Origin of the sequence: Pseudomonas sp. BJP69 (assembly GCF_007633355.1) — a bacterium.
GTDB lineage: Bacteria > Pseudomonadota > Gammaproteobacteria > Pseudomonadales > Pseudomonadaceae > Aquipseudomonas > Aquipseudomonas juntendi.
On sequence record NZ_CP041933.1, the window covers coordinates 4,513,583 to 4,525,656 of the forward strand.

General features: G+C 60.4%; 13 protein-coding genes. 4 read left to right on the top strand and 9 right to left on the bottom strand.

Features of this window, described 5'->3' with window-relative positions:
- Positions 1 to 16: 16 nt before the first annotated feature.
- From FPB55_RS21140 to rplM, 5 genes are all read right to left on the bottom strand, one after another.
- A complete protein-coding gene (locus FPB55_RS21140) occupies positions 17 to 796 on the bottom strand; it encodes a cytochrome c1 (RefSeq protein ID WP_009684432.1) in 780 nt (259 codons plus the stop codon).
- Positions 796 to 2,007 (bottom strand): cytochrome bc complex cytochrome b subunit, encoded by a 1,212-nt coding sequence (locus FPB55_RS21145; protein ID WP_029886541.1) that lies wholly within the window; start codon positions 2,005 to 2,007, stop codon positions 796 to 798. Before FPB55_RS21145 ends, FPB55_RS21140 begins: the two co-directional genes overlap by 1 nt.
- Positions 2,007 to 2,600, bottom strand: coding sequence for a ubiquinol-cytochrome c reductase iron-sulfur subunit (petA, locus tag FPB55_RS21150; RefSeq protein ID WP_009684434.1), 594 nt, complete (start codon positions 2,598 to 2,600; stop codon positions 2,007 to 2,009). Before petA ends, FPB55_RS21145 begins: the two co-directional genes overlap by 1 nt.
- 262 nt (positions 2,601 to 2,862) lie before the next feature.
- On the bottom strand, positions 2,863 to 3,255 hold the full coding sequence (gene rpsI, locus FPB55_RS21155; RefSeq protein ID WP_003260797.1) for a 30S ribosomal protein S9: 393 nt from the start codon (positions 3,253 to 3,255) through the stop codon (positions 2,863 to 2,865).
- A 14-nt stretch (positions 3,256 to 3,269) separates the two neighbouring features.
- Positions 3,270 to 3,698: a 50S ribosomal protein L13 gene (gene rplM / locus FPB55_RS21160; RefSeq protein ID WP_003251819.1), complete on the bottom strand. Its 429-nt coding sequence runs from the start codon at positions 3,696 to 3,698 to the stop codon at positions 3,270 to 3,272.
- 258 nt (positions 3,699 to 3,956) lie between these two features.
- Here rplM and FPB55_RS21165 point away from each other — a divergent pair, with 258 nt between their 5' ends.
- Both FPB55_RS21165 and FPB55_RS21170 read left to right on the top strand, forming a co-directional pair.
- Positions 3,957 to 4,997, top strand: coding sequence for an NADP(H)-dependent aldo-keto reductase (locus tag FPB55_RS21165; protein WP_009684435.1), 1,041 nt, complete (start codon positions 3,957 to 3,959; stop codon positions 4,995 to 4,997).
- Positions 4,998 to 5,254: 257 nt separating this feature from the next.
- Positions 5,255 to 6,175, top strand: coding sequence for a GlxA family transcriptional regulator (locus tag FPB55_RS21170; protein WP_172828420.1), 921 nt, complete (start codon positions 5,255 to 5,257; stop codon positions 6,173 to 6,175).
- Between the two features lie 93 nt (positions 6,176 to 6,268).
- On the opposite strand, the gene zapE is transcribed toward FPB55_RS21170, so the two are convergent.
- From zapE to FPB55_RS21185, 3 genes are all read right to left on the bottom strand, one after another.
- Positions 6,269 to 7,363 carry a cell division protein ZapE gene (zapE, locus tag FPB55_RS21175; protein ID WP_029886538.1) on the bottom strand — a complete coding sequence of 365 codons (1,095 nt, stop codon included), beginning with the start codon at positions 7,361 to 7,363 and terminating at the stop codon, positions 6,269 to 6,271.
- An 84-nt stretch (positions 7,364 to 7,447) separates the two neighbouring features.
- Positions 7,448 to 8,797, bottom strand: a complete 1,350-nt coding sequence (locus FPB55_RS21180) for a tryptophan--tRNA ligase (protein WP_125854468.1) — start codon at positions 8,795 to 8,797, stop codon at positions 7,448 to 7,450.
- A 25-nt stretch (positions 8,798 to 8,822) separates the two neighbouring features.
- The gene (locus tag FPB55_RS21185; RefSeq protein ID WP_009684439.1) at positions 8,823 to 9,458 is read right to left on the bottom strand and encodes an alpha/beta fold hydrolase; all 636 of its coding nucleotides are present in this window, start codon (positions 9,456 to 9,458) and stop codon (positions 8,823 to 8,825) included.
- Between the two features lie 135 nt (positions 9,459 to 9,593).
- On the opposite strand from FPB55_RS21185, the gene FPB55_RS21190 reads away from it, so the two are divergent.
- The gene (locus FPB55_RS21190; RefSeq protein ID WP_009684440.1) at positions 9,594 to 10,031 is read left to right on the top strand and encodes a DUF1043 family protein; all 438 of its coding nucleotides are present in this window, start codon (positions 9,594 to 9,596) and stop codon (positions 10,029 to 10,031) included.
- 230 nt (positions 10,032 to 10,261) lie between these two features.
- Here the strand turns inward: FPB55_RS21190 and FPB55_RS21195 are convergent, their stop codons facing one another.
- On the bottom strand, positions 10,262 to 11,458 hold the full coding sequence (locus FPB55_RS21195; RefSeq protein ID WP_125854467.1) for a methionine gamma-lyase: 1,197 nt from the start codon (positions 11,456 to 11,458) through the stop codon (positions 10,262 to 10,264).
- A gap of 127 nt (positions 11,459 to 11,585) precedes the next feature.
- On the opposite strand from FPB55_RS21195, the gene FPB55_RS21200 reads away from it, so the two are divergent.
- Positions 11,586 to 12,065: an Lrp/AsnC family transcriptional regulator gene (locus tag FPB55_RS21200; protein ID WP_009684443.1), complete on the top strand. Its 480-nt coding sequence runs from the start codon at positions 11,586 to 11,588 to the stop codon at positions 12,063 to 12,065.
- Positions 12,066 to 12,074 lie beyond the last annotated feature (9 nt).

Consider the following 12,074-nt stretch of genomic DNA (forward strand, 5'->3'; position numbering starts at 1 on the left):
AGAAATTACTGCGTGATCAGTGCACGTCCTTCCAGTATTCACGCTTGAGCAAATAGGCGAATACGAAGAAGAAAGCCAGGTACAGCAACACATAGGTACCGATGCGCTGGCTTTCCAGTTTGACCGGGTTGGCCGAATAGGCCAGGAAGGTCACCAGGTTCTTGACCTTCTCGTCGAACTGCTCGGCGGTCAGGGTACCGGATTTCGGCGTAACGGTCAGCTGGTCACAGGCTTCATGGGTAATCGGGCTACCGGTCAACGGGTCGAATTGCTTCTTCCCATCGGTCACCGTCTGCACCTGCTTGCAGCCAATCACCTGGTTGCCCTGCAGGCCGACCAGCACGTTGGGCATGCCGACGTTCGGGAACACCTTGTTGTTCACCCCATAAGGCCGCGAGGGGTCCTCGTAGAAACTGCGCAGGTAGGTGTACAGCCAATCGGTACCACGTACCCTGGCCACCAGGGTCAGGTCGGGCGGCGCGGCACCGAACCAGGTCTTGGCGTCATCTGGCTTCATGCCGATCTGCATGTGATCACCGATCTTGGCCCCGGTAAACACCAGCTTTTCGAGCATCAGCTCGTGGGGGATGCCCAAGTCATCGGCCACACGCTCGTAGCGTTGGAACTTGGCACTGTGGCAGCCCATGCAATAGTTGGCGAACGTCCGCGCGCCGTCCTGCATGGCGGCCTTGTCGGTCAGGTCGATATCGACCTTGTCCAGTTCCAGCCCGTGTTCGGCAGCGAAGCAAAAGGCAGGCATCAGTGCCAGCAAAAATACTGCAATCAACTTTTTCATCAGCCAGTCACCCTTTCCGGAACCGGTTTGGTCTTCTCGAGCCTTGTGTAGAACGGCATCAACAGGAAGTAGGCGAAGTACAGCACCGTGCACACCTGCGACAACAGCGTGCGCCCAGGTGTCGGTGCCAGCACGCCCAGCACGCCGAGGATGACGAAGGCCACGCAGAACACCAGCAGGAAGAGCTTGCTGATCCAGCCTTTGTAACGCATGGAACGCACCGGGCTGCGATCGAGCCAGGGCAGTACGAACAGCACCGCAATCGCCGCCCCCATGGCGATCACACCCATCAACTTGTCAGGCACCGCACGCAAGATGGCGTAGAACGGTGTGAAGTACCACACAGGGGCAATATGCTCCGGCGTCTTGAAGGCGTTGGCCTGCTCGAAGTTCGGCTTTTCCAGGAAGTAACCGCCCATTTCCGGGAAGAAGAACACCACCGCACAGAACACGAAGAGGAACACCACCACGCCGACAATATCCTTGACGGTGTAGTACGGGTGGAACGGAATGCCATCGAGCGGAATGCCGTTTTCGTCCTTGTTCTTCTTGATGTCGATGCCATCGGGGTTGTTCGAACCCACTTCGTGCAGGGCAAGAATGTGCAGCACCACCAGGCCGAGGATGACGATAGGCAGGGCGACCACATGCAGGGCGAAGAAGCGGTTCAGGGTAATGCCGGAGATCAGGTAGTCACCACGAATCCATTGGGTGAGGTCGCCACCAATCACCGGGATGGCACCGAACAGCGAAATGATGACCTGGGCACCCCAGTAGGACATCTGGCCCCACGGCAGCAGGTAGCCCATGAAGGCCTCGGCCATCAGCGCCAGGTAGATCAACATGCCGAACAGCCAGACCAGCTCGCGGGGCTTCTGGTAGGAGCCGTAGAGCAGGCCGCGGAACATGTGCAGGTAAACCACGATGAAGAACGCCGAAGCACCCGTGGAGTGCAGGTAGCGCAGAATCCAGCCGTATTCGACGTCACGCATGATGTACTCGACCGAGGCGAATGCCTCTTCTGCCGAGGGCGTGAAGCTCATGGTCAGCCACACACCGGTGACGATCTGGTTGACCAGCACCAGTAATGCCAGGGAGCCAAAGAAATACAGGAAGTTGAAGTTCTTGGGCGCGTAATACTTGCTCAGGTGATCTTCCCACATCTTGGTCGCGGGGAAGCGAGCATCAATCCAGTCCATGAACTTGCTCATCATGCTTTCTCCTGGTCGACGCCGATGACGATGATATCGTCCGACTCGTACGAGTGCGGCGGTACGGGCAGGTTGAGTGGCGCCGGCTGCGACTTGTAGACACGCCCAGCCAGGTCGTAGTGGGAGCCGTGGCACGGGCAGAAGTAGCCACCCACCCATTTAGGGCCCAGGTCGGCTGGCGCAACCTCCGGGCGGAAGGTGGGCGAGCAGCCCAGGTGCGTGCACAGGCCGACGAGAATGAGGATTTCCGGCTTGATGGAGCGGACTTCGGGGTCGACATAGGTCGGCTGCACCGAAGATTTGGAATCGGGATCAGACAATTCGCCGGTAATTTTCTTCAGGTTACCGAGGATCTCCTCGGTGCGCCTGACGATGAACACCGGCTGGCCTCGCCACTCGGCTACCATCTGCTGCCCGGCCTCGACCTTGGCGATATTGACCTTCACCGGTGCTCCCGCGGCTTTCGCCTTGGCACTGGGAAACCATGACCCCACGAACGGTACCGCAGCCCCCACTGCTCCCGCTGCCCCGACCACGGATGTCGCGGCTACGAGGAAGCGGCGCCGGCCTGCGTTGACGCCGTCATTGCTCATTCAGTCCTCTCCCATCAGCTTGCTTGGCCTGTTGAACCAGGCCTGTACTTAGGTTGTGTCTGTGGCACTAAAATTTGGTCGCCATGGTAAGAAACAAATCCACACACTGACAAGGGATTAGCCGGGCAAGGGCCCACTACCAGCGCTTTGCTTGATCTGCGTCTATGCGACGAGCGGCCACAGACATGCTGACAGGTTAGTTCAAGGCAAAAAAAAAGCCCGGTTCCAAGGAACCGGGCTCTTTTCGACTGCCGAAGCGGTATTAACGCTTGGAGTACTGAGGACGCTTACGCGCTTTACGCAGACCCACTTTCTTACGCTCGACTTCACGAGCGTCGCGGGTGACGTAGCCAGCACGACGCAGAGCGCCACGCAGGGTTTCGTCGTATTCCATCAGGGCGCGGGTGATACCGTGACGGATCGCACCGGCCTGACCGCTGACACCACCACCGGAAACGGTGACGTAGATGTCGAACTTCTCAACGGTTTCGGTCAGCTCGAGCGGCTGACGAACAACCATGCGAGCGGTTTCGCGACCGAAGAACACGTCCAGAGAACGGTTGTTGATGGAGATGTTACCAGTACCCGGACGCAGGAATACGCGAGCGGTTGCGGTCTTGCGACGGCCAGTGCCGTAATTTTGAGTCGCCGACATAATGAACTATCCCGTTAGATCTTCAGTTCTTGAGGCTGCTGAGCAGTGTGTGGGTGAGCAGCACCCGCGTACACTTTCAGCTTACGGTACATGTCGCGACCCAGCGGGTTCTTAGGCAGCATGCCTTTGACCGCGGTTTCGATAACACGCTCAGGGGCCTTGGCGATCAACTTCTCGAAGTTGATTTCCTTGATACCGCCCGGGAAACCGGAGTGGGAGTAGTACATCTTGTCGGAAGACTTGGCACCAGTCACACGAACCTGTTCAGCGTTGATAACGACGATGTAGTCGCCGGTGTCAACGTGAGGGGTGTATTCTGGTTTGTGTTTGCCACGCAGACGGGTAGCGATTTCGGTAGCCAGACGACCCAGGGTCTGGCCAGCGGCGTCGACTACGAACCACTCGCGCTTTACTGTTTCCGGTTTAGCAGTAAAAGTTTTCATTCTCTAAAGCCTCAGAGGCCGCCCAGCGAAAAATAGACGGCGAATCTTACTGGATAGTGCACAGCTTGCCAAGGGCAAGCGCGCAGCCGAACACTGACGCTTTTGGGGGCTCGGGTCGGGCACGCCAATATTCGACGGGGTTCTTCCTGCGTGATGGTGCATCACTTCCGCCACGCGGAGAGGGGCTGAATTATCCAGATTGCGCGAAAAATTTCAACCTGCTTTGATGAGCTTCCATTGCCAAGGAGTGTTTACCCGATGGAATACCGCCAGCTCGGCCGAACCGACCTCAACGTCAGCGCCCTGTGCCTGGGCACCATGACCTGGGGCGAGCAGAACGACCAGGAAGAGGCTTTCGGCCAAATTGCCCGGGCCAAGGCCGCGGGGATCAACTTCATCGACACGGCCGAAATGTACCCGGTGCCCCCACGTGCGGAAACCTACGCCGCTACCGAGCGCATCATCGGCAACTGGTTCAGGGCCAACGGTGACCGTGATGACTGGGTGCTGGCCAGCAAGGTTGCCGGCCCCGGCAACGGCATCAGCCACATCCGCGATGGCCAGCTCAAGCACAACCGCCAGCACATCGTCGCGGCGCTGGACGAGAGCCTCAAGCGCCTGCAGACCGATCGCATCGACCTGTACCAGCTGCACTGGCCGGAACGCAGCACCAATTTCTTCGGCAAACTGGGGTACCAGCACCTGCCGCACGATCACTTCACGCCGCTGGAAGAAACGCTGGAAGTGCTGGACGACCAGGTACGGGCCGGCAAGATCCGTCATGTTGGCCTGTCCAACGAAACGCCGTGGGGCACCATGAAATTCCTGCAACTGGCCGAAAGCCGGGGCTGGCCACGGGCGGTATCGATCCAGAACCCGTACAACCTGCTCAACCGCAGCTTCGAGGTGGGCCTGGCGGAAGTCGCCATTCGCGAGCAATGCGGTTTGCTGGCGTACTCGCCGCTGGCATTCGGCATGCTGTCGGGCAAGTACGAGAACGGCGCTCGGCCGGAAAACGCCCGCCTGACCCTGTTCAGCCGCTTTGCCCGCTACTCCAACCCGCAGACCGTGGCCGCCTGCAGCCGCTACGTGCAGCTGGCCCGCGAACACGGCCTGGACCCGGCGCAGATGGCCCTGGCATTCGTGACGGGCCAGCCGTTCGTGACCAGCAACATCATTGGCGCTACCAGCCTGCAGCAACTGGACAGCAACCTGGCCAGCGCCGAGCTGCACCTGAGCGACGAGCTGCTGGCGGCGATCGAAGCCATTCACCAGGCGCAGCCGAACCCGGCACCTTGATCAGAGCTACAAGCTTCAAGCTACAAGCTACAAGACAGAGCAATCCGCATGCTGACCTGCTTTATCTTGAAGCTTGTAGCTTGTAGCTTGTAGCTTGAAGCTTGACGCTTGCAGCTCGACCAAAAAAATAAGACGATCCAGCCGGTGATTGACCACTCTACCCTATAAGAACAATGACAATGATGTTTACCCAACCCCCCGCGTCGCTGCGGCGCGTCAGCATCCTGGCCATTGACAAGGTGTTCGCTTCGACCTTGATGCAGGCCAAGGACTTCTTCCACCTCGCCAGCCTGCGCTACGGCAAGCAGCTGGGCCTGGGCTTGCAGCCCATGTTCGAGATCCGCCTGGTGAGCCCCGATGGCCTGCCCGTGGACAGCTTCAGCAATGTACAGCTACCGGTCGACGGCGGCCTGGATGACGCCGATGTCATCATCCTGCCAGCCTACTGGGACGACTTCGACAACCTGCTGCAACGCTACCCACAGGTGCTGCCGTGGCTGCGTAACCAGCACGCCCGCGGCGCGGTGCTGTGCGCGGAGGCCAGTGGCGTGTTCTGGCTAGCCGAAAGTGGCCTGCTCGACGGCAAGGAGGCGACCACCTACTGGCGCTTCTTCAGCAGCTTCGCCGAGCGCTTCCCGAAGATCCGCCTGAACCAGGACAAGCACCTGACCGACGCCGACAACATCTATTGCGCTGGCGGCGCCACTTCGGCCTGTGACCTGTACATCTATCTGATCGAGCGTTTCTGCGGGGCCAATGTGGCCCGTGCGGTGTCGCGCGACATCCTCTACGAAGTGCAGCGCAACTACACGCCGGGGCGCATGGGGTTTGGCGGGCAGAAGCTGCATCAGGACCTGATCATCCTGCAGATCCAGCACTGGCTGGAAGAGCACTTCGCGGACAAGTTCCGCTTCGAGGATGTGGCCCGCAACCACGGCATGAGCATCCGCAACTTCATGCGCCGGTTCCAGGGGGCGACCGGCGACAAGCCGCTGCACTACCTGCAACGGCTGCGGATCGAAACGGCCAAGGGGTTGTTGTCGAGCACGCGCAAGAGCATCAAGACCATCAGTTACGAGGTCGGTTACGACGATGCCAGTTTCTTTGCGCGGCTGTTCCGCCAGCATACCGAGTTGTCGCCGAACCAGTACCGGCAGCAGTTCATGCAGGAAGCTTGAGGGCTTATTAGGGCCGCTTCTACAGCAGTGAATCGCTGAATCCTGTAGGAGCGGCCTTGCGTCGCGATGGGCCGCAAAGCGGCCCCAAAATGCTTAAGGCTTGTGCGCCCGAGACAGGAACTCGTGCGACTGCATCTCCAGCAAGCGGCTCAGGGTACGCTGGAACTCGAAGCTCAGGCGCCCACCGGTGTACAGGTCTTTTAGCTCCACCTCGGCCGAGATGATCAGCTTGACATTGCGGTCGTAGAACTCGTCCACCATGTTGATGAAACGCCGCGCGATATCATCGGTGGTCACCCCCATCTGCTCGACATTGCTCAGCAGCACCGCGTGGAAGATCTTGCCCAGCTCGATGTAGTCGTTCTGGCTACGCGGCCCGTCGCACAATGCCCGGAAGTCGAACCAGGCAACGTCGTCGCACGTACGCAAGGCATTGATCGGGCGGTTCTCGATCATCAGCACGTCATTTTCGACCGCCTGGGTGCATTCCGGGGTCAGCGCCTTGAAGCTGGCACGCATGCTTTCGTGCGCTGCCTCATTGAGCGGGTAGTGGAACAGTTCGGCCTGCTCCAGATGACGCAGGCGGTAGTCCACGCCGCTGTCGACGTTCACCACGTCGGTGTACTGCTTGATCATGGCGATGGCCGGCAGGAAACGCGCGCGCTGCAGGCCATCCTTGTACAAGCCGTCGGGCACGATGTTGGAGGTGGCGACCAGCGACACACCGTTCTTGAACAGCTCTTCCATCAAGGTGCCGAGGATCATCGCATCGGTAATGTCCGAGACGAAGAACTCGTCGAAGCAGATCACCTTGGCCTCTTCGCTGAAGCGCTTGGCAATGATGGTCAGCGGGTTCTTCTCACCCTTGAGGGTCTTCATTTCCTCGTGCACACGCTTCATGAAGCGGTGGAAGTGGGTGCGCATCTTCTGCTTGAACGGCAGCGCCTCGTAGAAGGTATCGACCAGGTAGGTCTTGCCCCGCCCTACCCCACCCCAGAAGTACAGGCCCTTGACCGGGGTCTGCTCCTTCTTGCCGAACAGCTTGCCGAATACCCCCGGCTTGTTGTTCTGCGCCTGTACCAGGTCGTCGTACAGGCGCTGCAGGTGACGCACAGCAGTTTCCTGCGCCGCGTCATGGAAGAAGTCGGGACGTTTCAGATCTGCTTGATAGCGTTCTAAGGGAGTCATGATTCGTTAGCGAGGCAACAAAAAACGGGCCGTCACTGTAGCGACCGGCCCGCTTTATGGCAATTGGAGTTGCGGCGAATTGCCTCAGTCCTGTTGTGGGGCCAGGGCTTCGTGCAGGCTTCGAATGGCTGCATCCCGCCCTTCAGCGCTGGCGAACTGCGGCCCGTCGGCAACCTGTTCACCGTTGAGCCACAAGCCGAAACCCAGGCCCTGCACACGCACATCGGCCTCAGCACCCTGCTGCAGTTGCTTGCTCACCGCACCTGCACTCTTGCCGTCGGCAAAGCTGCGCGACAACAGCAGTTGCTCACCGTCGGCGGCCAGCAGGCGGAAGCGGAAGCTGCCGTCCTCATCACGGAAGCTGACGAAACGCGCGCTCTTGGCGGCCTTTTTCTTCACTTCGGTACTGGTTTGCACGCTGCTGCGGAACGAGCGCAGGCCAACCGCCTCGCGCAGTTGCTCCAGGAACGGGGTGGCAATCTTGCGGGCCTTGGCGGCCCCCGCCAGCAGGATATCCTCAAGGTCGGCCGGGCGCGCGATCAGCTGGTGGTAGTGCTCGCGTTTTTCCGCCAACTGGCCGTCCAGCAACTGGAACAGGCGCTGCTTGGCATCGCCCCAGCTCAGGCCCTGCAACAACTCGTCGCGGAACCCGGCGCACTGTTCTGGCGTAGCGAAGGCCTGGTAGAGGGTGAACAGGTGCGAAGTGTCCGGGTCCTTGGCTTCGCCAGGCGCACGCGAATCGGTCACGATGCGCGAGATGGCGTCTTTCATGTCCTTGGCGCTGGTGAACAACGGAATGGTGTTGTCGTAGCTCTTGGACATCTTGCGCCCGTCCAGGCCCGGCAGGGTCGCCACGCTTTCTTCGATCACCGCCTCTGGCAGGGCGAAGAAGTCCCTGCCTTGGCCGAACAGGTGGTTGAAACGCTGACCGATGTCCCGGGCCATTTCCACGTGCTGGATCTGGTCGCGGCCCACCGGCACCTTGTTGGCATTGAACATAAGGATGTCGGCCGCCATCAGCACCGGGTAGCTGAACAAGCCCATGGTCACGCCGGCATCCGGGTCTTCACCGGCTTCCACGTTCTTGTCCACCGAGGCTTTGTACGCATGTGCACGGTTGAGCAGGCCCTTGGCCGCAACGCAGGTCAGCAACCAGGTCAACTCGGGGATTTCGGGAATATCGGACTGGCGGTAGAAGGTCACCTTGTCGGCGTCCAGGCCACCGGCCAGCCAGGTGGCGGCGATTTCCAGGCGCGAGCGCTGGATGCGCAGCGGGTCGTCGCACTTGATCAGCGCGTGATAGTCGGCCAGGAAATAGAACGAGTCGACACCGGGCTGCTGGCTGGCACGGATCGCCGGGCGGATGGCGCCGGCGTAGTTGCCCAGGTGCGGAGTGCCGGTGGTGGTGATACCGGTAAGAATGCGCGTGGTCATGGGTGTTCGCTTATTCAGGCTTGGCTCAGTTCGAAAGGCGCGGCAGCAGCAGATCCTTGAGATCGGTCAGCTTGCCATGAAAGAAGTGTCCGCATTCTGCCACTTTCAGCAGCTCATGGGGGCGCGACAGGCTGTCGGACCAATCGTAAACCAGCTGCGGCGCGACCACTTCATCGGCCTCCGGCTGCACCACGGTGATCGGGCATTGCTGTGGCAGGGGGAATTCGTCGGTCAGGCGCATTACCGCTGGGGCAATCATGAACAAGTGCTGCAGGCTCACCCCGCCCGCCTCCAGGCGGCCAGCCAGGCTGGTGGCAACGAAGCCGCCGAACGAGAAGCCCATCAGCACCAGCGGCAATTGCCGGTGCTTATCGCGCAGCCAGGCCGCAGCAGCCTCGGCATCGGCCACTTCGCCTGCGCCCATGTCGTGGCTGCCAGCGCTCTGCCCAACGCCCCGGTAGTTGAACCGCAGGGTCACATAGCCGGCGTCACGGGCGGTGCGCTGCAGGGTCGAGACCACCTTGTTGAGCATGGTGCCGCCCTGAACCGGGTTGGGGTGGCAGATCAGCACCGCGCCGCGGGCATCGGCCACGTCCAGGTACAAGGCTTCCAACTGGCCACTGGGGCCATCGATGAACAAGGGGGTTTCGCGGACAAGCAAGGCACTACTCCGTGACCTCGGGGTGGGTCGTTTCGTCTAGGTGAGGAATTCTGTTCTGATTTGCGATCGCTCGCGGTATACAGCGCAGGTCTGAGCCGTTAACGTAAAGCAAAGCCGTTTATAGAGGAAGGACTCGTGGAACTCTCGCTCCTTGTTTGGTTGTTGCCGACCTTGGCCCTGGTCATTGGCGTGGTCGTCGGTTTCGTCGTGGCTCGCCTGCTGCCCAATGCCGCGCCCAGCAGCACACAGCGCCAGCTGGATGAAATGCAGAAACGCTTCGACAACTACCAGAACGAAGTGGTTACCCACTTCAACAGCACTGCAGTACTGGTCAAGAAGCTGACCCAGAGCTACCAGGATGTCCAGGACCACCTGGCCGACGGTGCCAACACCCTGGCGCTGGACGAACTGACCCGCCAGCGCCTGCTGGCCGCCCTGCACTCCGAAGGTGCGCATGGCCCCCGTGATCGCCTGACCCCACCGAAGGACACCGCCGAAGTGCCGCGCGATTATGCGCCAAAAGTGCCGAATTCCCCGGGCATGCTCGACGAGAGCTACGGGCTCAAGCGTTGATTCGCTGAACATGAAGAAGGCCTCGCGAGAGGCCTTTTTTGTGGGCAGCCCAGGTACGCCGAAGCATTTGAAATCTGCGCAATATCTGTGGGAGCGGGCGTGCCCGCGAACACCGGCGTAGCCGGTGCCAGCCACCGCGCTGGATTCTTCGCGGGCACGCCCGCTCCCACAGGTCCCTGCTAAATCAAGTAAGTTATGTACTGTTCTATGGAACGGCCAGCCCAAATAACCTAGCTGCAAGCCTGCAATGCCTGCTCGACATCCGCCAGCAGGTCTTCCACATCCTCCAACCCCACCGACAAGCGCACCAACCCCTCCGAGATCCCGTGATGCGCCCGCTCCTCTGGCGTATAGCTGGAATGGGTCATGCTCGCCGGGTGCTGCGCCAACGATTCGGCATCCCCCAGGCTAACCGCCCGGGCAAACAGCTGCAGTGCGTTCATGAACCTGCGCCCGGCCTCGATGCCACCCTTGAGCTCAAAAGCAATCATCCCGCCCGGCAAACGCATCTGCCGCTGCGCCAGCTCGTATTGGGCGAACGATGGCAAGCCCGGGTAGTGGATAAGCTCGACCTGAGGCTGCCGAGCCAGGAACTGCGCCACCTCCAGTGCGTTGGCGCAGTGGCGGTCCATGCGCAGTGCAAGGGTCTTGATCCCGCGCATCAATAAAGCCGCGTCATGCGGGGACAGCACCGCCCCGGTCATGTCTTTCATCCCTTCCAGACGAATACGGTCGACCAGCGCCTTGCGCCCCACTACCAACCCCGCGGTGATATCACCATGGCCACTGAGGTACTTGGTCGCCGAATGCACCACCAGGTCCGCCCCCAACGCCAATGGCCGCTGCAGGTAGGGCGTGCAATAGGTGTTGTCGACCACGATATGCAAGTCATGCCCACGGGCCACGTCGGCGACCGCCGCGATATCCACCAGCTGCATGTTGGGATTGGCTGGCGTTTCAAAGTAGATCATGCGTGTCTTGCGGGTGATGGACGCCCTTAAAGCCTTGGCGTCATTGAGGTCGACGTGACGGACCTTCACCCCGAACTGGCCAATGCCGTGATGCAGAAACGCAAAGGTGCACCCATACAAGGTATGCCCCACGATCAGTTCGTCGCCGGGGCGCAGCAGGGTCCAGATTGTCGAGGTAATCGCGCCCATCCCCGACGCCAGCGCCAAGCCTGCCTCACCACCCTCCAGCGAAGCCATGCGCTCCTCCAACAGCGCCAATGTGGGGTTGGAGATGCGGCTGTAGAAATGCCCTGCTACATCCCCGGCAAAGCACGCTGCGCCGTGTTCAACAGTGGGAAAGGCATAGGTGGCGGTCTGGTAAACCGGCGGCACCAGCGCGCCACTATGGGACAGCGGGTCGTAGCCGTGGTGGATGGCTCGCGTGGAAAAACCGGTGTTGTTATGGGAGTCGCGCATGGCAACAGCCTCTTGTGGTTTGCTATAAGCTTATGCCACCGAGCTGCCCGAATTTTTCCAAAATAGCCCACGCAGCGGCCTGCTTGGTGGAAAGAAAACAACAATCAAACAAGCAGGAGGGCAAAACATGCCTTCGAGCCTCGATCGCACCGACCGCGCCTTGCTGGCCGCCCTGCAGGACAACGCCCGCCTCACCGTTGCCGAACTCGCCGACCAGGTGGCACTGACCACCTCGCCCTGCTGGCGCCGCGTCAAACTGCTGGAGGACAACGGCTACATCACCGGTTACCAGGCCGTGCTCTCGCCCAAGTCACTGGGCTTCGGCGTCACTGCTTTTGTCAGCATCATGATGGACTCGCACACCAAGGACATGGCCCTGGCGTTCGAGCAGCGGCTGATGGAAATTCCCGAAATCGTCGCCTGCCACAACATCTCTGGGCGCTACGACTTTCTGCTGGAGATTCTGGCGAGGGACCTGGAATCGTTCGGCGAATTCACCCGCGAGGTGCTGCAGCGGTTGCCGGGGGTGAAGGAGATCTATTCGAGTTTTTCGTACAAGGCGGTGAAGGAGCGCCGGGTAATTCCTGTATCGGAACACCACATCTGAACGGCAAGC